General features: G+C 69.2%; 26 protein-coding genes and 1 pseudogene. 10 read left to right on the forward strand and 17 right to left on the reverse strand.

From position 1 onward, the window contains the following. The first annotated feature begins 29 nt into the window (after positions 1-29). The 6 genes and pseudogenes from VGN58_RS01785 to VGN58_RS01810 all read left to right on the forward strand — a co-directional run bounded on the left by VGN58_RS01785 (position 30) and on the right by VGN58_RS01810 (position 4,276). On the forward strand, positions 30-764 hold the full coding sequence (locus VGN58_RS01785) for a DUF6776 family protein (protein WP_327481023.1): 735 nt from the start codon (positions 30-32) through the stop codon (positions 762-764). Between the two features lies 1 nt (position 765). After that, positions 766-1,137: pseudogene (locus VGN58_RS01790) on the forward strand (bactofilin family protein); the annotation flags it as partial. A 105-nt stretch (positions 1,138-1,242) separates the two neighbouring features. Beyond that, on the forward strand, positions 1,243-1,971 hold the full coding sequence (locus VGN58_RS01795; protein WP_327481025.1) for a DUF6776 family protein: 729 nt from the start codon (positions 1,243-1,245) through the stop codon (positions 1,969-1,971). A 37-nt stretch (positions 1,972-2,008) separates the two neighbouring features. Then, positions 2,009-2,395, forward strand: a complete 387-nt coding sequence (gene erpA / locus VGN58_RS01800; protein ID WP_213604616.1) for an iron-sulfur cluster insertion protein ErpA — start codon at positions 2,009-2,011, stop codon at positions 2,393-2,395. Positions 2,396-2,415: 20 nt separating this feature from the next. Beyond that, entirely contained in the window at positions 2,416-3,360 is a 945-nt protein-coding gene (gene nudC / locus VGN58_RS01805; RefSeq protein ID WP_327481031.1) for an NAD(+) diphosphatase, read from the forward strand. A gap of 37 nt (positions 3,361-3,397) precedes the next feature. Next, the gene (locus tag VGN58_RS01810) at positions 3,398-4,276 is read left to right on the forward strand and encodes a cobalamin biosynthesis protein (RefSeq protein WP_327481033.1); all 879 of its coding nucleotides are present in this window, start codon (positions 3,398-3,400) and stop codon (positions 4,274-4,276) included. Between the two features lie 108 nt (positions 4,277-4,384). Here VGN58_RS01810 and VGN58_RS01815 read toward each other — a convergent pair whose 3' ends face one another. The 4 genes from VGN58_RS01815 to VGN58_RS01830 all read right to left on the reverse strand — a co-directional run bounded on the left by VGN58_RS01815 (position 4,385) and on the right by VGN58_RS01830 (position 7,471). Beyond that, positions 4,385-4,795: a DUF2752 domain-containing protein gene (locus VGN58_RS01815; RefSeq protein WP_327482028.1), complete on the reverse strand. Its 411-nt coding sequence runs from the start codon at positions 4,793-4,795 to the stop codon at positions 4,385-4,387. Next, positions 4,795-5,133 (reverse strand): CD225/dispanin family protein, encoded by a 339-nt coding sequence (locus VGN58_RS01820; RefSeq protein ID WP_327481035.1) that lies wholly within the window; start codon positions 5,131-5,133, stop codon positions 4,795-4,797. The genes VGN58_RS01815 and VGN58_RS01820 overlap by 1 nt, the downstream gene beginning before the upstream one ends. A gap of 43 nt (positions 5,134-5,176) precedes the next feature. Then, a complete protein-coding gene (locus VGN58_RS01825) occupies positions 5,177-5,464 on the reverse strand; it encodes a CD225/dispanin family protein (protein ID WP_327481037.1) in 288 nt (95 codons plus the stop codon). 111 nt (positions 5,465-5,575) lie between these two features. Beyond that, complete coding sequence (locus VGN58_RS01830) at positions 5,576-7,471, reverse strand: MFS transporter (RefSeq protein WP_327481039.1); 1,896 nt, start codon at positions 7,469-7,471, stop codon at positions 5,576-5,578. A 144-nt stretch (positions 7,472-7,615) separates the two neighbouring features. Here VGN58_RS01830 and VGN58_RS01835 point away from each other — a divergent pair, with 144 nt between their 5' ends. Further along, positions 7,616-8,722, forward strand: a complete 1,107-nt coding sequence (locus VGN58_RS01835) for an NADH:flavin oxidoreductase/NADH oxidase (RefSeq protein WP_327481041.1) — start codon at positions 7,616-7,618, stop codon at positions 8,720-8,722. Positions 8,723-8,726: 4 nt separating this feature from the next. Here the strand turns inward: VGN58_RS01835 and purD are convergent, their stop codons facing one another. The 6 genes from purD to prmA form a co-directional block, all read right to left on the reverse strand. Continuing rightward, entirely contained in the window at positions 8,727-10,019 is a 1,293-nt protein-coding gene (gene purD, locus VGN58_RS01840; RefSeq protein WP_327481043.1) for a phosphoribosylamine--glycine ligase, read from the reverse strand. Positions 10,020-10,029: 10 nt separating this feature from the next. Continuing rightward, on the reverse strand, positions 10,030-10,467 hold the full coding sequence (locus VGN58_RS01845) for a hypothetical protein (RefSeq protein WP_327481045.1): 438 nt from the start codon (positions 10,465-10,467) through the stop codon (positions 10,030-10,032). A gap of 47 nt (positions 10,468-10,514) precedes the next feature. Continuing rightward, positions 10,515-12,101, reverse strand: coding sequence for a bifunctional phosphoribosylaminoimidazolecarboxamide formyltransferase/IMP cyclohydrolase (gene purH, locus VGN58_RS01850; RefSeq protein ID WP_327481047.1), 1,587 nt, complete (start codon positions 12,099-12,101; stop codon positions 10,515-10,517). Between the two features lie 64 nt (positions 12,102-12,165). After that, positions 12,166-12,438: a DNA-binding transcriptional regulator Fis gene (gene fis, locus VGN58_RS01855; protein ID WP_327481049.1), complete on the reverse strand. Its 273-nt coding sequence runs from the start codon at positions 12,436-12,438 to the stop codon at positions 12,166-12,168. A 120-nt stretch (positions 12,439-12,558) separates the two neighbouring features. Then, complete coding sequence (locus tag VGN58_RS01860; RefSeq protein ID WP_327481051.1) at positions 12,559-13,515, reverse strand: DUF3426 domain-containing protein; 957 nt, start codon at positions 13,513-13,515, stop codon at positions 12,559-12,561. 48 nt (positions 13,516-13,563) lie between these two features. Continuing rightward, positions 13,564-14,478, reverse strand: coding sequence for a 50S ribosomal protein L11 methyltransferase (gene prmA, locus VGN58_RS01865; RefSeq protein WP_327481053.1), 915 nt, complete (start codon positions 14,476-14,478; stop codon positions 13,564-13,566). A 155-nt stretch (positions 14,479-14,633) separates the two neighbouring features. Here prmA and VGN58_RS01870 point away from each other — a divergent pair, with 155 nt between their 5' ends. After that, positions 14,634-15,551, forward strand: a complete 918-nt coding sequence (locus tag VGN58_RS01870) for a hypothetical protein (protein ID WP_414710741.1) — start codon at positions 14,634-14,636, stop codon at positions 15,549-15,551. Next, entirely contained in the window at positions 15,548-15,907 is a 360-nt protein-coding gene (locus VGN58_RS01875) for a hypothetical protein (RefSeq protein WP_327481057.1), read from the forward strand. Before VGN58_RS01870 ends, VGN58_RS01875 begins: the two co-directional genes overlap by 4 nt. Positions 15,908-15,995: 88 nt before the next feature. Here the strand turns inward: VGN58_RS01875 and accC are convergent, their stop codons facing one another. The 7 genes from accC to cutA all read right to left on the reverse strand — a co-directional run bounded on the left by accC (position 15,996) and on the right by cutA (position 22,234). Continuing rightward, the gene (gene accC, locus VGN58_RS01880; protein ID WP_327481059.1) at positions 15,996-17,363 is read right to left on the reverse strand and encodes an acetyl-CoA carboxylase biotin carboxylase subunit; all 1,368 of its coding nucleotides are present in this window, start codon (positions 17,361-17,363) and stop codon (positions 15,996-15,998) included. Further along, positions 17,353-17,793, reverse strand: coding sequence for a four helix bundle protein (locus VGN58_RS01885; protein ID WP_327481061.1), 441 nt, complete (start codon positions 17,791-17,793; stop codon positions 17,353-17,355). The genes accC and VGN58_RS01885 overlap by 11 nt, the downstream gene beginning before the upstream one ends. Before the next feature lie 27 nt (positions 17,794-17,820). Next, positions 17,821-18,300 (reverse strand): acetyl-CoA carboxylase biotin carboxyl carrier protein, encoded by a 480-nt coding sequence (accB, locus tag VGN58_RS01890; RefSeq protein ID WP_327481063.1) that lies wholly within the window; start codon positions 18,298-18,300, stop codon positions 17,821-17,823. Positions 18,301-18,347: 47 nt separating this feature from the next. Further along, on the reverse strand, positions 18,348-18,788 hold the full coding sequence (aroQ, locus tag VGN58_RS01895; RefSeq protein ID WP_327481065.1) for a type II 3-dehydroquinate dehydratase: 441 nt from the start codon (positions 18,786-18,788) through the stop codon (positions 18,348-18,350). Between the two features lie 209 nt (positions 18,789-18,997). Then, entirely contained in the window at positions 18,998-19,591 is a 594-nt protein-coding gene (locus VGN58_RS01900; protein WP_327481067.1) for a TlpA disulfide reductase family protein, read from the reverse strand. Continuing rightward, positions 19,588-21,894 (reverse strand): protein-disulfide reductase DsbD, encoded by a 2,307-nt coding sequence (locus tag VGN58_RS01905; RefSeq protein WP_327481069.1) that lies wholly within the window; start codon positions 21,892-21,894, stop codon positions 19,588-19,590. Before VGN58_RS01905 ends, VGN58_RS01900 begins: the two co-directional genes overlap by 4 nt. A 4-nt stretch (positions 21,895-21,898) precedes the next feature. Beyond that, entirely contained in the window at positions 21,899-22,234 is a 336-nt protein-coding gene (gene cutA, locus VGN58_RS01910; RefSeq protein WP_327481071.1) for a divalent-cation tolerance protein CutA, read from the reverse strand. A gap of 207 nt (positions 22,235-22,441) precedes the next feature. Between cutA and VGN58_RS01915 the strand changes: the two genes are divergently transcribed. Further along, positions 22,442-22,735, forward strand: coding sequence for a co-chaperone GroES (locus VGN58_RS01915; protein WP_162337521.1), 294 nt, complete (start codon positions 22,442-22,444; stop codon positions 22,733-22,735). Positions 22,736-22,800: the final 65 nt, after the last annotated feature.

Genomic DNA, 22,800 nt, shown 5'->3' on the forward strand with positions numbered 1-22,800 from the left:
GGCTGAGCGCCGCCCGCCGCTTGTCCGTCATGGCTGCGCCTGTTCCTTCTCGCTTCCGGATCGTGCCGCGCGATGCGGCGGTCCGCCGTCGCGGCACCTCGTGGTTGCTGGCGCTGGCCTGGATCCTCAGCGTGGCGGGCACCTGGTGGGCCGCCAGCCACACGGCGGCGCCGCGACTGGCGCACGCCGAGGCGGCGCGGGCGAAGGCCGAGCGCGAGGCCTCGGCCGCGCAGTCCGAACTGGTCGCGCTGCGCCAGCGCGAGTCGACCCTGGCGCGCTCGGACCAGATCAGTCGCGCCGCCAATGCCGAAGTGCAGGACGCCCTGGCCGACCGCGACGAGGAGATCGCCGCGTTGCGCGCCGACATCGCGTTCTACGAGCGGCTGGTCGGTTCGACCGGCCAGCGCAAGGGCCTGACCGTGCACGTGGCCGAGTTCGTGCCCGAGGCCGGCGGCACCTGGCGTTACCAGATCATGCTGACGCAGACGGTGAACCGGGGCGCGATCAGCCAGGGCCAGATGCGTTTCACCGTGGAAGGCGTGCGCGCCGGCAAGCTGGCCGCCGTGCAGTGGGACGAACTGCACCAGCAGCGCGGCGCGCCGGCCCAGCCCTATTCCTTCCGGTATTTCCAGCAGCTGGATGGCAACGTGATGCTGCCGCCCGACTTCACGCCGCAGCGGGTCAAGGTATCGCTGCATGGCGAGGATGCCGCCGTGGAGCAGGCCCTCGACTGGAAGACCGCCACAGCCGCAGGAGGCAAGTGACATGTTCAAGACCAAGCCCATCCGCCCCGACGTGGGCGCCATCGACACCCTGATCGGCCCGCAGGTCACCATCCGCGGCGACGTGGTGTTCAGTGGCGGCCTGTACGTGGAAGGCCATATCCAGGGCAAGGTGATTGCCGACGCCGGCGAGCGCGCCGTGCTGACCCTGGCCGAGCAGGGCAGCATCGAGGGCGAGGTGCAGGCGCCCGTGGTGGTGATCAACGGCCGCATGACCGGCGATGTGCATGCGCTGGAGCGGATCGAACTGGCCCCGAAGGCCCGCGTGCAGGGCAACCTGCACTACAAGGTCGTCGAGATGAGCGCCGGTGCGCAGCTGACCGGCCGCCTGGTGCATGCGGAAGCGGCGTCGGCAGCGCAGGGTGAACATCAGGCTGCGGCGACGGACGCCTGGGCCACCGCCGACGCCTGAGGGCGTCATTCAGAGCCGGCTGGGAAGCGCCGCGCTATCCTGCGGCCCATGAACGCCAGGCCGCTTCCGCCGACCGTGCCGCCGCCCCGCTTCAAGCGTGGGCCGGTCATCGCCATCGTGGCGCTGGTCGTGGTGCTCGTGGCCGGTGGCTGGGGCCTGTGGCGCGCCTTGGCGGGAAGCGCGGGCGAGGGTCCCACGCCGGCGCAGGTGCGTCGCCAACAGCAACGCATCGAATCGCTGGAACAGCAGGTCGCCACGCTGTCGCGGTCGGACCAGATCAGTCGCGATGCCAACCGCGACCTGCAGGCGGCGCTGTCGGAGCGCGATGAGGAAATCGCCGGTCTGCGTGCGGACGTCGCCTTCTACGAGCGCTTCGTCGGCGCCACCGCGCAGCGTCGCGGCCTGTCGGTGCATGAGCTCACCCTGCAGCCGCAGGACGAGCAGGCCTGGCACTTCACCGCCACCCTGACGCAAAACCTCAATCGCGGCGCGGTCAATGCCGGTCGCCTGCTGGTGTCCGTGGAAGGCACCGAGGCCGGCAAGCTGCGTCGCCTTGCCTGGGCCGACCTGCGCCAGCAACCGAACGCCCCCGGCGTGCCGTACTCGTTCAAGTATTTCCAGCAGGTCGAAGGCGACCTGCTGCTGCCGCCGGGTTTCAAGCCGGTCCGCGTCATCGCCCGCGTGGTGCCGCAGAACGGCGCCGCCGTGGAACAGTCGTTCCCCTGGGCCCAGGCCGCGGCCAAGGAAGGGGCCGGCGAGGGCGCGGCGACGCGTTGAGCTTGAACTGCCCTGCGCCAGCCCCCATCCTTGCCGCATGACCACCGTCGTTTCCCTGCCCACTGCGGCGGCCGCACCCGACTACCAGTCCATCGACCGCCCGCTGAACTTCACGCCGGCCGCGGCGGCGAAGGTGCGCGAGCTGATCCAGGAAGAAGGCAGCGACAGCCTTGCGCTGCGGGTCTATATCCAGGGCGGTGGCTGTTCCGGCTTCCAGTACGGCTTCGAGTTCGACGAGAACCGCGCCGAAGACGATGTCGCGGTCGACACCGATGGCGTGTCGCTGCTGGTCGACCCTTTGAGCCTGCAGTACCTGATGGGGGCGGAAGTCGACTACAGCGAAAGCCTGCAGGGCGCCCAGTTCGTCATCCGCAATCCGAACGCCAAGACCACCTGCGGCTGCGGCAGCAGTTTCAGCATGTAATGCCCGGCCTGCCGCGTTCCGTGACAGGTCCCGATTCCCTCTCCGCGCCATTGTCCGGCTTCGCCTTCGCGGGCGATACGCTGGATCGCGCCGATGCGCTGCGCGACGACGCCAGGCGACTGGCGGATCTGTGGCCGTCCGCGCGGGTGATGGTGCTGGACGACGAAGGGCGTGCGATGACGCATGCGGACGGTTCACCGCTGGCGGTCGAAGGCGACTCGCTGGGCGGCGGTCCGGGCGCCAGCCTGTTCCTGGGCATGCGGGACGGTGTGGCGTGGTTCGCCGCGCATGCCCGTCACCATGCGGTGGACGCGCCCGCATGGCGCGATCTGCGCCGCGCCGCCGCCAGCTGGCCCGCATTCGAGTCGGGTGTGTTCGCGATGGCGCGCGCGCTGCTGCACTGGCAGTCGTCCACGCGCTTCTGCAGCGCCTGCGGCGGCGACATCACCTTCCGGCGCGCCGGCTATACCGCGCATTGCACGCAATGCGGCAAGGACCACTATCCCCGCGTCGATCCCGCCGTGATCGTCGCTGTCAGCGATGGCGACCGCCTGCTGCTGGGCCGGCAGGCCTCCTGGCCCGCGCGCCGGTATTCGGTGGTCGCCGGTTTCGTGGAGCCGGGCGAGGCGCTGGAGCAGACGGTCGTGCGCGAAGTGCTCGAGGAGACGCAGGTACGCGTGCGCGCGTGCCGCTACCTCGGCTCGCAGCCGTGGCCGTTCCCCGGTGCGTTGATGCTGGGGTTCTCTGCGGAGGCCGAACCGGACGCGCCGCAGGTCGATGGCGAACTGGAGGACGCACGCTGGTTCACGTTCGAGGACATCGATGCCGCACTCGCACGCGAAGGCGACGATGACGGCGAAGGGTTGCTGCTGTCGCCGTCCATCTCGATCGCGCGCGCCCTGATCGAACACTGGCATGCCGGTATGCGCATGCGGCGCGACGTGGCGGCCGGGACCGGGCGTTAACGGGCGCCGGCGCTAGAATCCGGACCGGAGGAGCCGCATGTCGATCACGCTCGTTGCCGTCGTGCTTGCCCTGGTGCTGGGCCATGTCGCGCCCACGCTGGTCGCCGCGTGGCGCCGCTACCCGTGGTACACCGCGTGGCTGCACTGGCTGGGCGAGGGCGCGGGCGAGGTCTGGCGGGGACGCTACGGCATCCTGCTGGCCCTCGTGCCGGTGCTACTGGTGGTCGCGCTGCTGCAATGGCTGCTCGACGGCCCGGTGTACGGGCTGCTCGGCCTGTTGTTCGATATCGCGGTCCTCGTCTACGCCTGGGGGCCGCGCGATCTCGATGTCGATGTCGAAGCCGTCATCGATGCGCACGACGCGCCCGGCCGCCGGGCCGCGATCGCGCGGCTCGGGCTGACGGGGGAGACCGCGGCACTGGACGGCCCCGCGCTGGTGGAAGCCGTGTTCGCCAACGCCCTGCAGCGCTGGTTCGGCGTGCTGTTCTGGTTCCTGCTGCTCGGCCCGGTCGGCGCGATCCTCTACCGGCTCGTCGCACACAGCGCCGCCACGCCGGACCTGCCCGAGCAGAACCTCAGCGGCGCGCGCCTCCTGAAGACCGCGCTGGACTGGCCGGTCGCGCAGCTGATGACGCTGGCGATGGCGCTGGTCGGCAACTTCGACACCGTGTTCTCCACCTGGCGCGAGGCCGGCGGCACGCGCTTCCGGCTGGAGACCGGGTTCCTCGGCCAGGTTGCCCGCGCCAGCGTGCGCGGCGAGCTGGCGGAAGAAGCCGAGGAGTACGCGGAAGAGGGCATGGTGCAGGCCATGCGCGACCTGCCCGAACTGCGCGATGCGATGAGCCTGGTCTGGCGCATCCTGCTGCTATGGCTGGCGGTACTGGCGGTGTTCGTGATCGGAGGCTGGGTGAGCTGACGTGCCCGCGCGTCAGCGTCGGCCGCGCGCCGGAGCGATGCAACGGCGCAGGCTCCGTCCTCGTGGACGTGCGCACATCGCAGGGCGGAGTTTGCCCGGCGGCACCTGTCAGCCCGGGGCGAGCAACGTAAACGGGAACCACGGCAGGTTGCGCGCGATCCAGTACGCCGGCAGCAGCACCAGCCAGAACGTCGGCGCGAGCAATACGCGCATCAGCGGCGCCAGTGCGCGGGGGCGCCACCCCTGTCCGTGCGCGATCATCATCGGCATGACCGGCAGAAGCAGGACGGCGAGCGGGTTCATCGCGAACGCGCGCAGCAGGTCGCCATGGACCAGTGCATGCAGGGCACGCGTCAGTCCGCAGCCGACGCAGAAGTAACCGGTCAACGCGCGGAACATGCAGCCCGGAAAGGGACTGTCGGCGGCGTTGGGATCGAAGTTCAGCAGCAACCAGACGCCGACGGCGGCCACCAGGGCCGCCGCCGTCAATGCCACGTAGTGCAGGGGACGCAGTGCGATCACTGCATCTGCTGCATCTGCTGCATCATCTCCATGTACTGCTCCATGCCGCCGGTGGCGAACATCACGATGTTGAGCAGCAGGCCGATGATGGCGAACGCGGTGGCGACCCAGCACCAGGTCTTGGCGTTGGCCGACGCACGGCGCGCGCCTTCCAGGTCGCCCTGGTTGAGCTTGCCGTTGACCTGCGAGGAGAACACGATGGCGACGATGCCGATCAGGCCGAGCGGGCAGCACAGGCAGGTGGCCAGCACCGTGGAGATGATGGCCCACGCAAGATGGTTGGGGACGCTGCCCGGTGCGGCGGACGACGGGGGCATGGGAGGTACGGCGCTCATGCAGGCTTTCCTTGTAAGGGGATGGAGAGTGGTGCGAGTCGGCCTACATGCCGCTCAGGCCGCCCAATAGTGCCAGACCGCCGAACAAAAAGAACCACAGCGCGACCAGGATCGGCCCGATCAGCGCGGACACGATCGCCCAGTTCAACGCCTTGCGCGACGCTTCCTGCGCGCCGGCCAGATCGCCTGCCGCGCGCTTGCCGTCCACCTGCGCGGCGAACACGATGGAGACGATGCCCAGCGGCAGGCAACAGAACAGCGTGCTGAGGATCGCCCACACCAGGTGATTGGGAACGTAGGGTCCGTGCGTCGACGGCGGGAGGCTGCTCATGGGGTTCTCACGGGAAGACAGAGGGCAAGGCAGGGCCGCCGACGTGCGCGGTGATGCGTGGAGTAGGGCCCCTGCCGTCAGCCTAGCCGGTAACGCGGCATCGCGGAAGCGTCAGGCGGCATCGCCCCGCAACGCACGCACCTTCGCTTCCAGCACGTCCGCATCCACGGCCGCGCCGTCCATCGGTTCGCCCGCCATCACCTCCACGTGCGCGCGGAACCGGCGCGGTACGCGCATGCGGCCCAGGCGGGTGTCGCGCCGGCTCCACATGCTGGTCCACATGCCCTTCAGCGCCATCGGCACCACCCGCACCGGCCGCCGCTCCAGGATCTTCTCCACGCCGGACTTGAACGCGGCGATCTCGCCATCCTTCGTCAGCGCGCCCTCCGGGAAGATGCCGACGATCTCGCCCGCGGCCAGCGCCGCGTCGATCTCCTCGAACGCGCGCTGCATCAGTTCCGGATTCTCCCTCGCGCCGGCGATCGGAATCGCCTTGGCGGTGCGGAAGATCCAGCTCATCACCGGGATGTTGAAGATCCTGTAGTACATGACGAAGCGGACCGGACGCGGAATGGTCGCGGCCAGGATCAGCGCGTCCATGTAGCTGACATGGTTGCAGACGATCAGCGCCGGGCCTTCGTCCGGCACGTGCTTCTCGATGCCATGCAGGCGCAGCCGGTACAGCGTCCGCACCAGCAGCCAGCTGAGGAAGCGCATCAGGAACTCGGGCACGATCGTGAAGATCCAGACCGCGACCAGTGCGTTGGCGATGGCCAGCGCCAGGAAGATCTGCGGCCCGCTCCAGCCCAGTGCATGCAGGCCCAGGCCGACCAGCGCCGCCAGGACGATGAAGCCGGAGTTCTGGATGTTGAGCGCCGCAAAGACGCGCGCCATCCGCGAGTTCGCCGTGCGGCTCTGGATCAGCGCGAACAGCGGTACGACGAAAATGCCGGCGAACATGCCGATGCCGACCAGGTCGATCATGATCCGCACGCTGCCGGCCTGGCGCACGAACTCGGCCACGCCCAGTCCGGTGGCCGGTGCCGCGCCCGGCCTGGCGAAATACAGGTCGAGCAGGAACGCCGTCATGCCGAATGCGCCCACCGGCACCAGGCCGATCTCGACGGTGCGGCCGGAGAGCTTCTCGCACAGCAGCGAACCGACCCCGGTGCCGATCGAGAACAGCGCCAGTGCGAACACGTACAGCGTGGACGAGCCTTCCGCCGCACCGAGGTGCAGCTTGGCGTAGGCGGGCAGTTGCGAGGTCAGCAGCGTGCCGAAGAACCAGAACCACGACACGCCGAGGATCGCGTTGCGCACGGCCAGCTGCTGCTTGGCCATGCGCAGCACGGCCAGCGACTCGGGAATCGGATTCCAGCGGATCTTCAGGTCGGGCGCGCCGGCATCCATGCGCGGGATCATCCGCGACACCACGTTGCCCAGCACCGCGAGCAGCACGATGGCGATGGCCGCCGCCTGCGGGCCATGCGCGCCGGCGATCTGGAAGATCATGCCGCCGGCGATCATGCCGCACAGGATCGAGATCGACGTGCCCATCTCGACCAGGCCGTTGCCGCCGGTCAGTTCCTCGGGCTTGAGGATGGACGGCAGCACCGAATACTTCACCGGGCCGAACAGCGTGGACTGCACGCCGGTGCAGAACAGCGCGACCAGGAGGATCGGCATGTTCTGCAGCAGGAAGCCGACCGCCGCCAGCGACATGATGACGATCTCCATCGTCGTGGTGATCACGATCAGCCGGTGCTTCTCCAGCTTCTCGGCGAACTGCCCCGCGATGGCCGAGAACAGGAAATACGGCAGGATGAAGATCGCCGGCGCCAGCGTGGCGTACAGCGAGAGCTGGCCGTCGCTGGCGCCGAGGAAGAACAGCAGGGCGATGATGGCCTGGCGGTAGACGTTGTCGTTGAAGGCGCCCAGCGCCTGGACGGTGAAGTACGGCAGGAATCGCCGTTGTGTCAGCAGCGAGAACTGGCTGTGGCTGGACATGCGCCCTCCGTGGGTTGCGCGCAGCCTAGCAAATCGCGATGTCGCTGCCACCGGCGTGCCCGACTGTGTTCTGCCGATGGCATTGATGGGGCGTGGAGGCAGGCGGATAGTGGCGCTCCCCACGTTGTCCGGTCTTGCCTCCCCATGAGTCGCCTGTTCTCGCCCCTCGCGCTGGGGCCGTTGTCGCTGTCCAACCGCATCGTCATCGCACCGATGTGCCAGTACTCCTCCGAAGAAGGCCGCGCCACCGACTGGCACGCCTTCCATTGGCCGAACCTCGCCCAATCGGGCGCGGGCCTGGCCATCATCGAAGCGACGGCCGTGGTGCCGGAGGGTCGGATCAGCTGGGCCGACCTCGGCCTGTGGGACGACACGACCGAAGCCGCCTTCGCCCGGGCGCTGGCCGCGACGCGCCGCCATTCGACGATGCCGATCGGCGTACAGCTCGCGCATGCGGGTCGCAAGGCCTCCACGCAGCGACCGTGGGAGCAGCATGGCGCGCAGATCGCGCCCGATGCGCCGCACGGGTGGCAGACGGTGTCGGCATCGCCGCTCGCCTACAGCGACGGCCAGCATCCACCGCAGGCGCTCGACCAGGCCGGCGTCGACGCCGTCGTCGCCGCCTTCGCCGACAGCGCGCGCCGTGCGGTGCGCCTGGGCCTGGACCTGATCGAGATCCATGCCGCGCACGGTTATCTGCTGCACCAGTTCCTGTCACCGTTGAGCAACCATCGGGACGATGCCTACGGCGGTCCGCTGGAGAACCGCATGCGGCTGGTGCTGCAGGTATTCGATGCGATCAAGGCGGTGGTGCCCGTGTCGATGGCGGTCGGCGTCCGGATTTCCGCGACCGACTGGGTCGAGGGTGGTTGGGACCTGGCGCAGAGCCTCGTGTTGGCGAAGGCGCTGGACGCGCGCGGCTGCCATTTCATCCACGTGTCCAGCGGCGGTCTGCATCCGGCACAGAAGATCACGCTGGGACCGGGCTACCAGGTGCCATTCGCCGAGGCCATCAAGCGCGAGGTGGCGATGCCGGTGATCGCGGTGGGCCTGATCACCGAACCGCAGCAGGCGGACGCCATCCTGCAACAGGCGCAGGCCGACGCCATCGCCATCGCGCGCGGGATCCTCTACGACCCGCGCTGGCCCTGGCATGCCGCCGTGGCGCTGGGCGAACGCATCGCCATCGCGCCGCAGTACCTGCGCAGTGCGCCGCGCGAGCACGCGGCGAACTTCGTGCAGGCGACGTAGCCGATCAGTCGTTCGCGCGCTCGCGCGCGATGGCGCGCCAGCCGATGTCGGTGCGGTGGAACTCGTTCGTCCAGCGCACCTTGTCCACGCCGGCATAGGCGTTGCGCTGCGCGTCGGACACCGACTCGCCCAGCGCCGCCACGCACAGCACGCGGCCGCCGGCACTGATGACGCGACCATCGGCGTCGAGCGCCGTGCCGGCATGGAAGACCTTGGCCGTCGCGGGGACGTCATCCAGCCCGGCGATCACGTCGCCGGTCACCGGCGTGTCCGGATACGGCGCCGCCGCCATCACCACCCCTATCGAGGGGCGCGGGTCCCACTGCGCCTCGATGGCATCGAGGCGGCCGTCGATGGCGGCTTCGACCAGATCCACCAGGTCGGACTGCAGGCGCAACATCACCGGCTGCGTTTCCGGATCGCCGAAGCGCACGTTGAATTCGATGACCTTCGGTGCGCCCTCGGCGTCGATCATCAGCCCGGCGTAGAGGAAGCCGGTGAACGGCACGCCGTCGGCGATCATGCCCTGCACGGTGGGATTCACCACCTCGCGCATCACGCGTGCGTGCACCTCAGGCGTGACCACCGGCGCGGGCGAATATGCGCCCATGCCGCCGGTGTTCGGACCCGTATCGCCGTCGCCGACGCGCTTGTGGTCCTGGCTGGTCGCCATCGGCAGCGCGGTCGTGCCGTCGACCATGGAGATGAAGCTGGCCTCCTCGCCTTCCAGGAATTCCTCGATCACGACCCGCGCACCGGCATCGCCGAAGGCGTTGCCCGACAGCATGTCGCGTACGGCATCCTCCGCTTCCTGCAGCGTCATCGCCACGATCACGCCCTTGCCGGCCGCCAGACCATCGGCCTTGATGACGATCGGTGCGCCCTTGTCGCGCACGTAGGCCAGCGCGGCATCGACCTCGGTATGCACCGCATAGAACGCCGTCGGGATGCCATGGCGCGCGAGGAAATCCTTCGCGAACGCCTTGCTGCCTTCCAGCTGTGCGGCAGCAGCGGTCGGGCCGAAGATGCGCAGGTCGGCCAGGCGGAAACGGTCCACCACGCCGGCCACCAGCGGCACCTCGGGGCCGACCACGGTCAGCCCGACGCCTTCGGATTGCGCCAGCGCCAGCAGGCCCTCGATATCGGTGACCTTGATGGCGACGTTGCGGCATTTGGCTTCCGTGGCGGTGCCGGCGTTGCCGGGCGCCACGATCACTTCGTCCACGCGCGGCGATTGCGCCAGTTTCCACGACAGCGCGTGTTCGCGCCCGCCGGCACCGATGACCAGGACTTTCAAGGGGCTTTCCTCATGGCTGTGCCGGCGCGTCGGCCGGCGGGGTCGAGCAGGCGCGCGCCGGCAGCTCGACGTCGAAGAACGGCGCGTCCTTCGGGTCGACGAAGCGCCGCACCAGGATGGCATCGGTGTCCAGCAGTGGTGCGATCTCCGGCAGCGCGCACAGCTCGTACATCGCGCGCTGCTCGCTCTGCTTCAGCAGGTCGAAACCGGCAGCCTCGCGGGTCCTGGCGGCATCGCCGGCCGGGCTGCGGATGCGCATGACCAGGCGGTTGTCCTCGACGTCCACCGCTTCGGTGACCAGATCCTCGTAATACGGCGCGGGCAGCGTGGCCGCGATCTTCGCCTGCGCCTGCTTCAGGCGGGCGTCCGTATCCGTGCAGCCGGCGAACGTCAGCACGACGGCCGTCGCGACGAGCAGGGAGGAGGCGGTGCGGAGGGCGTTCATCATGCGGTCTTGCTCCGGGGAGGTGCAGGCAACGACGAGGACCGTGGCCCTCAGTGGCGGAAGTGGCGCACCCCGGTGAACACCATCGCGATGCCATGCTCGTCCGCGGCCGCGATCACTTCGCTGTCGCGCATCGAGCCGCCCGGCTGGATCACCGCCTTGATGCCGGCGGCCGCCGCGGCATCGATGCCGTCGCGGAACGGGAAGAAGGCGTCGCTGGCCATCACCGAGCCTTCGACCACCAGGTTCGCGTCGGCGGCCTTGATGCCGGCGATGCGCGCCGAGTACACGCGGCTCATCTGGCCGGCGCCCACGCCGATGGTGCGGTGGTCCTTCGCATAGACGATGGCGTTGGATTTCACGAACTTGGCCACCTTCCAGGCGAACAGCAGGTCAGTGAACTGTGCGTCGGTCGGCGCGAGTTTCGTCACCACCCTGAGTCCGTCGCGCGTCACCACGCGGTCGTCGGCCGTCTGCATCAGCAGTCCGGAGCCGACGCGCTTGGTGTCGATGAAGCCCGGCGACACCGGCGCCATCGGAATGCGCAGCACGCGCACGTTGGCCTTCTTCGTCGCATAGTCGAGCGCGGCTTGTTCGTAATCCGGTGCGATCAGCACCTCGACGAACTGGCGGTCCAGGATGACCTTCGCCGTCGCCGCATCCAGCGTGCGGTTGAAGGCGATGATGCCGCCGAACGCGCTGGTGGGATCGGTGGCGTAGGCCAGTTCGTAGGCATCGCCGCAGGCCACGCCGACGGCCACGCCGCAGGGATTGGCATGCTTGACGATGACGCAGGCCGGCGCGTCGAACTGGCGGACGCATTCCCACGCCGCGTCGCTGTCGGCGATGTTGTTGTAGCTCAGTTCCTTGCCCTGCAGCTGCTCGAACGTTGCCAGCGAGCCGGGCGCCGGATGCAGGTCGCGGTAGAACGCGGCCTGCTGGTGCGGGTTCTCGCCGTAGCGCAGGTCCATGACCTTGACGAAGCTGCCGTTGGCCTGCGCGGAGAACGCGCTGCGCACGGGCACGTCCGACGAGGTGTCGGTGACGGCGGAGAGGTAGTTGCTGATCGCCGCGTCGTATTGCGCCACGCGGTTGAACGCGGCGACCGACAGCGCGAAGCGCGTCTTCGCCGACAGCGCGCCGTCGTTCGCTTCGAGTTCGGCCACCAGGCTGCCGTACTGCGAGGGATCGGTCGCGACCGCGACGCGGGCGAAGTTCTTGGCCGCCGAGCGCAGCATGGCCGGGCCGCCGATATCGATGTTCTCCACCGCATCGGCCAGCGTGCAGTCGGCCTTGGCGGTGACGGACTCGAACGGATACAGGTTCAGCACCAGCAGGTCGATGGCGCCGATGCCCTGCTCGGCCATCACCGCGTCGTCGGTGCCGGCACGTCCCAGCAGGCCGCCATGCACCTTCGGGTGCAGCGTCTTGACGCGACCGTCCATCATTTCCGGGAAGCCGGTGACCTCGGCGATATCGCGAACGGTCAGGCCGGCGTCACGCAATGTCTTCGCGGTGCCGCCGGTGGACAGCAGTTCGACATCGCGGGCGGCCAGTGCGCGGGCCAGGTCGAGCAGGCCGGTCTTGTCGGAAACGGACAGCAGCGCCCGACGCACGGGCTGGAGATCGAGGGTCATGGAGGACGGCGGAGCGGAGCGGGGCGCGGATTATAACGCGCTGCACCACGGCGTCCGGGACGGCTCAGGCCAGCCCGTAGTCCTTGAGCTTCTTGCGCAGCGTGGCGCGATGGATGCCCAGCATGGCGGCGGCGCGGCTCTGGTTGCCTTCGCAGTGGTTCAGCACTTCCACGAACAGCGGGATTTCCATCTCGCGCAGCACGATCTCGTAGACATCGTCCGCATCGCAGCCGTCGAGGTCGCGCAGATAACGTCGCACCGACTGTGCGACGTGTTCGCGCAGCGGCGGCCGCGACGCGGCGCGTGGCGTGTCCTGACGGGTGGCGGCAGCGTTCAATCGGATCCCCTGGGCGCTACGGATGCAGATGCCCGCCCTGTGCTTGTGGGTATTCGGCGGGGGGACGAGTCTAGCGCCTGATCGCGCGGCGCGCATCCGCTTTTTCGATGAACCGGGGACTTAACGGAAGTCGAAGGAAAACGCGACGACGCTGGCGCTCGGTTCGCGTATCCGCACGGCCATCTGTGCGCTCTGGCCCGGTCCGATGGTGGTGGTCGTCTCGCCTTCCGGCAGGTAGTCGCCCGGTTGCAGTGCGCGTGCGCCGAGCGTGCGGCCGTCGGCATCCTTCAGCGTCAGCACGATCTCCGGCCACCCCTGTGCCCAGCGCGCTTCGTTGCGGAACGTGGCCTGCGCCTGCAGCGTGCCCGGTGCATCGGGCAGGGGGCGGACGTCGCGGCTGAGCATGGTGAAGGCGGTGGGTTCGCGCCAGGTCGGGACCTCGCAACGGAACACGCCGCACAGCGCGATCACCACGGGCCGCCATCCGGCCTGCATCGCCAGCCGTTCGCGATCCGCGATCACGACCTGCAGGCAGAGCAGCAGCGACAGTGCGACCACGATCGCCCACAGCGCGTGCGTACGCCGCGCATGCACCGGCGTGGTGCGCGTGCGGTGCAGGAAGCGCGGGGTCGCCGTCTTGCGTGTGGCGACCGGCGCCGTGATGCGGGCTTCGGGCGCGGGGGGCGGTGTGGTGGCGGACGGCGGAAGGGCGTCGGGAGCGGGGGCGTCGCGCCGTTGGGATGCATCGTCGTGCGGCACGGCATCGGATGCCGCATCCGCCGGTGGCGAAGGGGCATCCACAGGGGGCGCGGACGCGGGCGCTCCGCGCGCGGCGGACGGGACCTCAGCGGTCGCGTGGTCGACGGCGTCTGCCTCCGTGGCGTGCTCCACATCCGGTGCCTGCACGGTGGGGTCGCCCGGTGCCGCATGCAGCAGCGTGGCCAGGCTGGGCGCCGGCGATGCCGCTTCGCTTGCGGCCAGCAGCGGTTTGCCGCAGCGCGGACACGCGGCGGGTGTCGCGCCGGTGTGCGGGTCGCGGGCGACCAGGAACTGGCAGTGCGGACAGGCGGTGAACATGGCGCTATTCAACCACGCTCGTTCGCACGCGTGTTGTGACCGGAAGCGTCAGCGGCGCACACCATCGATGCGCATCCAGTCGCCGTCCTGCGCGGCGGACAGTCGATCGAACCACGGTGCGTAGCGCACCAGCAGCTCGTCTTCCTGTCCGGCGAGGATTCCCGACAGTGCGATGCGGCCGCCAGGCGCCACGCGCGCGGCGAGTACCTCGGCCAGTGCATCCAGCGCGGACGCGAGGATGTTCGCCACGACGACCGGATACGTGGTCACCGGTTCGTCGTCCGGCAGGTAGACGCTGAAGTGCGCATCGACGTCGTTGCGCAGCGCATTGTCCGCGCTCGCCAGCAGCGCCTGCGGATCGTTGTCGACGCCGACCGCCTGGGCCGCGCCAAGTTTCAGCGCGGCCAGCGCGAGGATGCCGGAGCCGCAGCCGAAATCCAGCACGCGCTGACCCTGCAGCAGGCCGTCGCCGGCCAGGGCATCGAGCCAGCGCAGGCACAGCGCGGTGGTGGGGTGCGTGCCGGAGCCGAACGCCAGGCCGGGATCGAGGCGCACGATGGCGGCGTCGTCGCCTGCGTCGTCGGGCACCGCGTGATTCCACGGCACGATGAAGGTGCGTGCGCCGAAGCGCATCGGCTGGAACTGGTCCAGCCAGGCGCGCTCCCAGTCTTCGTCCTCGACCTTGCGGAAGCCGACCTGCGTCCAGTCCAGGCCGGGATCGAAGGCCTCCAGCGCCGCCAGCAGCGTCAGCGCATCGGCGTCCGCATCGAACAGCGCGGTCAGCACCAGCGCCTTCCACAGCGGGGTTTCGCCGACGCCCGGCTCCAGGATGGCGCGTTCGTTGCCGGTATCGGCATCGGCATCCAGCAGGGTGACCGACAGCGCGCCCACGTCGTCCAGCGCGTTCTCGTAGCGCGGCTGCTCGGCCTCGGTGCAGCGCAGGGAGAGTTCCAGATAAGGCATGGGCGGGCGTGGTGGAGGGGACGGGCCGCGATTGTCTCACGCGCGTCCCGGCGGAGAGGCGACGAAAGGGGCGGGCGGCGGCGTGAACGCGCGCGCATCGCATTGAAAGCCCGGGAATGCGCCGGGATAATGGCCGCGTGCCCCGGAAGCTGCTGATGCCGATGATGCTGGTGGGCCTGCTGGGGGCGCTGGCGTGGATGCCGCTGCGCCAGGCGGGTTGGCTGCCGCATGCGGTGCCGGCGGCGAGCGATGCCGGCACCGCACCTGCCGGCGCATCTTTCGCCCCGTCTTCCGCACCCCCGGTGATGCGTGCGATGTCGACGCGTGCGGTGCCCGCGTTGTCGCCGTTGCGGCGCGGATTCGAGGACAGCACCGACCTGTTCGCCTATTCGCGCCAGCTGGTGGCGCTCGCGGCCGCGGGCGATGCCGATGCCATGTGGCTGCTGAGCCTGGTGCAGGACCACTGCGCCGGCTACGCGGCTGATCCGGTCGGCTATGCGCAGGACACCCGCGTCATCGCCGGCCTGGGATTGTCCGGCGGCAGCGCGATGGTCGCCGCCCGCCAGCGCGTGCAGCAGCGCTGCGGCCGCTTCGTGCCGCAGGACGGGTTCTCGTTGCCGACCCTCATCACCCAGCGCAGGCAGGCCGCGCGTGCCGGCAGCCTGGCGGCGGAAGCCGCGCTGTTGGCGATGGACCAGCCGTTGCAGCGCGACGAGGACTACCTTCGCGACCTAGTGCGGCGCGTGCTGGAGTCGGGCGATCCTTTCGCCTATCTCGCCATCGCGCCGGCGATGGGCACCACCGGCAGTGGCCAGCGCGACACGCTGGGCGACGTGTCCGGCAGTGAGCTCAGCGAGATCGCCTGGCGCATCGCGTCGTGCCGGTTGGGCATGGACTGCAGCCCGGACGGCTCGATGATGACCAGTTACTGCGTCAACGGCGGCATCTGCTCGCAGGACGCTTCGCAGGATTTCACCACCTTCGCGCGGGACGCCGGTGTCCCGCGGCAGGGTGCGGACAATGTGGACGAGATGGTGGGCACCTTGCTGGCCCCCACGGGAGTGGACGGATGAAATACAAGCGCACGCGGCCGGGTATCAATCTCCTGGTCTGGGGCCTGGTGGTGGTGGCGTACGCCGCTGCGGCCGCCACGATCGTGATCGAAACACGCGACCCCGGTTTCAGGGATCTCTCGCGTGTCGGTCACATGACCATCCATGCGCCCGACGACGCACGCCGCCTGGGCGCGGCGCAGGTCGCGGCGCTCTACCGCGCGCGCAGCGGTACGCCGTTCTCGACGCTGTCGCCGGGCAGCACCATCAGGGTGGTATGGGCCGACGGTTCGTCCGAGGTGGTGCGGATCACCGATCCTTCCTCGCCGCTGGGCGCGACGCCGGTGCCGGGCACGCAGCAGGGACCTGAGCGGTAGCGCGACGCGCGCTGCGACATCCGACAGACGCGAAGGGCCGGGATGGTGACATCCCGGCCCTTCGCGTTTTACGGCGGATTCGCGCGTATCAGACCAGCGAGATCGCCTTGTTCTTGCGTTCGGCCAGGCGCTTTTCCAGGTAGTGGATGTTCTGGCCACCGGCCTGGAAACCCTGGTCGCGCATGATGCGCTGCTGCAGGGGGATATTCGTCTTGATGCCGTCGATGACCATCTCGCTGAGCGCCACGCGCATGCGCGCGATCGCGGTATCGCGGTCCGGGCCGTGCACGATGAGCTTGGCGATCATCGAATCGTAGTTCGGCGGCACGCGGTAGCCTTCGTAGATGTGCGTGTCCACGCGCACGCCCGGGCCGCCCGGCGGATGGAAATGCTGGATCAGGCCGGGGTGCGGCATGAACGTGTCCGGGTCTTCCGCATTGATGCGGCATTCGATGGCGTGGCCGCGCAGCACGATGTCGCTCTGCTTGATGGACAGCGGATGGCCCGCCGCGATGCGCAACTGTTCGCAGACCAGGTCGATGCCGGTGATGCGTTCGGTCACCGGATGCTCCACCTGGATGCGGGTGTTCATCTCGATGAAGTAGAAGCGGCCGTCCTCGAACAGGAATTCGAACGTACCCGCGCCGCGGTAGCCGATGCGCAGGCAGGCCTCCACGCAGACCTTGCCGATCTCGTTGCGCAGTTCCTCGGTGATGCCCGGCGCCGGCGCTTCCTCGACCACCTTCTGATGGCGGCGCTGCATCGAACAGTCGCGCTCGCCAAGATGGATCGCGTGGCCCTGGCCGTCGGCCAGCACCTGGATCTCCACGTGGCGCGGATTCTCCAAGAACTTCTCCATGTAGACCTCGCCGTTGCCGAAGGCCGCCTTGGCTTCCGACTTCGTGGTCTCGATGGCCGCCTTCAGCGCGCCCTCGACATGCACCACGCGCATGCCGCGGCCGCCGCCGCCGCCCGCGGCCTTGATGATGACGGGATAGCCGATCTCGCGGGCGATCTTGGTGTTCGCCACGATGTCGTCGCCCAGCGGGCCGCCGCTGCCGGGCACGCACGGCACGCCGGCGGCCTGCATGGCGCGGATCGCTTCCACCTTGTCGCCCATCATGCGGATGGTGTCGGCCTTGGGACCGATGAAGATGAAGCCGGACTGCTCGACGCGCTCGGCGAAGTCGGCGTTCTCCGACAGGAAGCCGTAGCCAGGATGGATGGCCTGCGCGTCGGTCACTTCCGCCGCGGCGATGATCGCCGGGATGTTGAGGTAGCTGTCCTTCGAGGCGGCGGGACCGATGCAGACCGACTCGTCGGCCATGGCCACGTGCTTGAGGTTGCGGTCGACGGTGGAATGCACCGCGACCGTGCGGATGCCGAGGGTGTGGCAGGCGCGCAGGATGCGCAGCGCGATCTCACCCCGGTTGGCGATGACGACTTTATCGAGCATGGGATTCGGGATTCGGGATTGGGGATTCGTAAAGGGCGGGCGTCTCGCGGACGCTGCGCGGCGAGGAGTCGAGCGAACGGATCAGTGCATTCAGGCGGGCGAACGTGCGGTCGATCAGGTCATCTATCGCGTCGCTTGCGTCTACATACGCAAGGCGTCGCGCTATCTCGACCTGGGTGCTCATCTCGGCCAGAGAGCCCCGCGCCATCGAAAGGAAGCGCAGATACTCGGCTGTCGAGCGGCGCGCAGCCCCCTCCGCGATGTTCGACGGGACGCTGACCGAGGCGCGGCGCAATTGCATGGCAAGGCCGAGCCGTTCCGATTCGGGAAACGAAGCCGTGAGACGGTAAGTCGATTCGACAAGCGTCGTCGCGTTGCGCCAGACATCCAGGCGCTCATGGGGCCGCTGCTTTGTCGAATCACGAATCACGAATGACGAATCCCGTCGTTGTCGGCGTCAGCCGATAACGAACAACGGCTGATCGAACTCGATCGGCTGGCCGCTCTCGGCCAGGATCGACAGTACGGTGCCGGACACGTCGGCCTCGATGGGGTTGAACATCTTCATGGCTTCGATGATCGCCAGCGTCTCGCCGGCCTTCACCGACTGGCCGACCGCGACGAACGCGGGTTTGTCCGGCGACGGCGAGGCGTAGAACGTGCCGACCATCGGGGCGCGCACCACGTGGCCGTCGGGCAGGGCGTTGCCTGGCTTGGCGGTGCCGCCGGTGGAGGCTTCGGTCGGCGAGCTCATCGGCATCGGTGCCGCCGGGCGCGGTTCGGCGTAGGCCACGGGAGCCGGGGCGGCGGGTGCGGCGTAACCGCCCTTGGGCGTGCGCGCCAGGCGCACGGACTCTTCGCCTTCCTTGATCTCGATTTCGGCCAGGTTCGACTCTTCCAGCAGGTCGATGAGTTTCTTGATTTTGCGGAGATCCATGGGAGCCTCGTGGTTGGACGCTGTTCCCGCAGGGAACAAAGAGGAAGTCAGGCCGTCAGCCGCTGCAGGGCGGCGTCCAGCGCGTAGCGGTAACTGTCGGCGCCGAACCCGCAGACCACGCCCACCGCCTTGTCGCTGAAGTAGCTGGTGTGGCGGAAGGGTTCGCGGGTGTGCGGGTTGGACAGGTGGATTTCGATGAAGGGCAGGGCCACCGCCGCCAGCGCGTCGCGGATCGCGACCGAGGTGTGGGTGAAGGCGGCCGGGTTGATCAGGATGAAGGCGGTGCCATCGCTGCGGGCGCCCTGGATGCGGTCGACCAGCGCATGTTCGGCATTGGACTGGAAGCTTTCCAGCGCGTGGCCGGCGGCCTGCGCCTGCGCGCCCAGCGCCAGGTCGATGTCCGCCAGCGTCGCGTGGCCATAGACCTCCGGCTCGCGGGTGCCGAGCAGATTGAGGTTGGGACCATGCAGGACCAGCAGCTTCGCCATTCGGCTCTCCAGCGGAAGGGCGGCAGTCTGCGCGAACCCGGCGATGCTGTCCAGTTCGCCGAAGTTTGCCCTGTTTTAAGCGATTGTTTGATTTCTGGCGCTGTGGTGACAGCTCGGGCAGCGCGGAGGGGCGCGGCGGAAGGCTGGATCGATGGATGCCACCGTGGTGCGCGAGATCGCCGCAGGTTGCGCGACTTCGACAGCTGGGCCTATTCGACCCATCCGCTGATCTCGCCATGCCGGAACGGCCCGATCTTCTGCCGCTCGATCCGGCCGTCGGCGCCCACCAGCACGGTGTAGGGCAGCACGCCCTTGGCGTTGCCCAGCCAGACGCTGGCGTCGGTCGGACCCGGGGTGTCCAGCACGATCGGGTAGCTCACCGGCACCCGGCCGAGGAAATCGGTCACGCCCTCGTGGGTGTCCAGCGCCAGTCCCACCACCTGGACGCCGTCCGCACCCTGCGAGGTGGCGAAGCGATCCAGTTCCGGCATCTCCTCGATGCACGGCCCGCACCAGCTGGCCCAGACGTTGATCAGCAGGCGCTTGCCGCGGTAGTTGGCGGCGAGATCGACGATGTTGCCCTCCAGGTCCGGCAATGCGATGGACGGCATGGGATCGCCGATGCCGGCCGGCGTGACGCCCGCCGGCGGCGCGGGGGCGGTCGCGTTGACGGCGGCGTGCAGTGCGCGTTCGCCGGGTCCGGTCCGCCATAACGGATTGCCGTCCAGCCACAGGCTGGCCAGCAGGCCGAGGCCGCCGGCCACGACGGCGACCGCCAGGATGCGCGGCGTGGTGACCTTCATCGCGCCGCCCGGTCGAAGGCCTGCCGGACCGTCTCGTGCGTCAGCACGGTCGGCAGCACCTCGCCTTCCCCACCGCCGCGCGGATACATCACGTACAGCGGCACGCCGACGGCTTTGTGTTCTTCGAGGAAGGCGGTAATGGCGGGATCCACGTTGGTCCAGTCGCCGGTCAGCATCACCGCGTCGTGCTCGGCGAGCAGGGCACGGAATGCATCGGTGTCCAGCACGGCCTTCTCGTTGGCCTTGCAGGTCACGCACCAGTCGGCCGTCATGTCGACGAAGACGATGCGGCCTTCGTTGCGCAATGCCGCCAGCCGTTCCGCCGACCAGGCCAGGTGGCCGTCCGCCGCCGGTGCAGCCGTCGCCGCCACCGGCAGGCGGTGCACCATCGCCAGCGGCACCAGGGCGGCAGCGGCCAGTGCCAACGCGAGGGCGCGCTGCAGGACGCCCGCGCGCCAGCGCGCGCGCTGGAACCACCACAGCCCCAGCGCCAGCAGCACCAGGCCGACCAGCGCCAAGCCCACCGCGTCGATGCCGCGCTGCTTGCCCAGCACCCACAGCAGCCACACGGCGGTCAGGTACATCGGGAAGGCCAGCACCTGCTTCAGCGTGTCCATCCACGCGCCGGGACGCGGCAGGCGGCTCGCCAGCGCCGGCACGAACCCGATCAGCAGGAACGGCAGCGCCAGGCCCAGGCCGAGTACCGCGAACACCAGCAGCGCCAGCGGCGTGGGCGCGGTGAAGGCGTACGCGAGCGCCACGCCCATGAAGGGCGCCGTGCACGGACTGGCCACCACCACCGCCAGCACGCCGGTGAAGAAATCGCCGACCGGGCCGCGACGCGACGCAAGTCCATGGCCGGCGCCGGCGAGCCGATGGCCGATCGCGAACACGCCCGACAGGCTCAGGCCGACGGCGAACACCACATAGGCCAGCAGCCCCACCACCCAGGGCTGCTGCAGCTGGAAGCCCCAGCCCAGCGCCTGGCCGGCAGCGCGCAGTGCGATGGCCAGCGCGCCGACGGCGACGAAGCTGACCAGCACGCCCGCCGTGTACCAGAGCGCGCGCCGTCGCGCGTCGCCGCCGTCGCGCCCGCTCTCGGCCAGCGACAGCGCCTTCAGCGACAGGATCGGCAGTACGCAGGGCATCAGGTTGAGGATCAGGCCGCCGAGCAGCGCGAGCGCCAGTGCGGCGAGCAGCGAGGTGGCGCCGCCTTGCGGATTGCGCGCCAGCACGTCTTCCGGCGGGCGCGTGCGTTCGACATCGCCTGCGGCGGGCGTAGTGGCCGGGGCTGCATCGCCGGTGCCGGCGTCCACACCTGCCGGCGTGGTCGTCGCCGTCGTTGCCGTCGGTAGCGGCGCGACAGCCGAGGGCGCGGGGACGTCGGGCGTGCCGGCCGGCGTGACCGTGCCGGCCGGGATCGACAGCGCCACCCGTCGCGTCATGGGCGGATAGCAGATGCCATCTCTCTGGCACCCCTGGAAGGTGACCCGCAGCGTCGCGGACATCGCCCCGGCGCGATCGCGCTTGAGCGGCACCGGCACCTCGGCCTGGTCGAAGTAGACGATGACGTCACCGAAGTGCTCGTCGCGGTGGGCGACGCCCTTCGGCCAGCGCGGCGCCTGCAAGGCAACACCCGGCGCGCCTTCCAGCGCCATCGAGGTGCGGTCGCGATACACGTAGTAGCCGCGTGCCGGGGTGAAGCGCAGCAGTAGCTCGTTGCCGTTGAAGGCGATCGCCTCGAACGCGAACGCCTGTTCCGCCGGCAGCGGCAGCGCGTCCGTGCCGGCCTGCGGCTTCTGCCCCAGCAGGCCGCCGGTGATCGCATTGGCGCCCAGCGGGACAAAGCCCTCGCCTGCACCCGCCGGCAACGTCACCTTCAGCGTGCGCGTCTGCGGCGGGTAGCAGATGCCGGCGTCGGCGCAGCCCTGATACTTGATCTTCAGCGTGACGCTGTCGGCGCCCGCCGTCGGCCGGCCAGGGAGGGTGGCCACCAGTTCGCCGCGGTAAGTCTCGACGTCGCCGAAGAACTCGTCGCGGTAGGCCTTGCCCTTGGGCAGCTGCAGCGGCTGCGCGGCGAAGCCCGGATCGGCCTCCACACCGGTGCGGTGCCGGTAAAGATAGTAGCCGTCGGTGATCTGCCAGCGGATCTCGATGCGGTCGCGGGTCGGCGCGGCGGCCGTCAGCACGAAGGCCTCGTCCACCGGCAGCAGGTCGTCCTGGGTGATCGCGGCGGAGGCCGCCGGCGCGATCAGGGAGGCGAGGGAGAGCAGGCAGGCGAACGAAATGCGGATCAGCGTCATCGGGTCACTCGGGGGCGGGGGCGTCGGCCCGGGTTTCGGCAGCGACCCAGTCCCCATACGCAGGAAGGCCGGCGGCGGTTTCGACCGCCAGGATCTCCGGCAGTTCATACGGGTGCAGCGCCGCCAGCCTCGCCATCAGGGCGTCGCGGCGGTCGGCCGAGGTCTTGGCCAGCGGCTGGACTTCGGTGGCCTGTTCCACGTCGCCCTGCCAGCGATAGGTCGAGACCACGCCGGGCAGCAGGCTGACGCAGGCCGCCAGGCGTTCTTCCACCAGCGTCCGCGCCAGCCGCTGGGCGGTGTCGGCGTCCGGGCAGGTGGACAGGATCAGGAAGACGGGCATGGGCCGGCGATTATCGCAGACCGCCCGGCGTGGCCCGGCGGCAAAAAAATTTGCCGGCCGGCCCTTGAAAGGCCGGCGGACCCGCCCAACATCGGTCGGCATCCGGCGTTGCCGGGTTTTTGCGTCCGCGACGTTGGCAGTCCCTCGAGGCGAGTGCTAACATCGCCGCCCCTTTCCTAGTCCAATCAATCACTTAAGAGGATTGACATGAGCAACATCAAGCCGCTGTACGACCGTCTGGTGGTCAAGCCGATCGAAGCCGAAGAAACCTCCCTCGGCGGCATCATCATTCCCGATGCTGCCAAGGAAAAGCCCACCAAGGGTGAAGTCGTCGCCGTCGGCGAAGGCAAGTTCGTCGAGGCCACCGGCAACGTCCGCGCCCCCAAGGTCAAGGTCGGCGACAAGGTGATCTACGGCCAGTACTCGGGTTCGGCCTACAAGCAGGACGGCGTCGAGTACAAGATCATCAAGGAAGACGACGTTCTCGCGATCCTCGGCTGATGCCGAGGCGGGATTGGTGATTGGGGATTGGTGATTCGCAGCAGCGCAACGCGTTGACGATCCCG

This window comes from Pseudoxanthomonas sp. (assembly GCF_035999195.1).
GTDB lineage: Bacteria > Pseudomonadota > Gammaproteobacteria > Xanthomonadales > Xanthomonadaceae > Pseudoxanthomonas_A.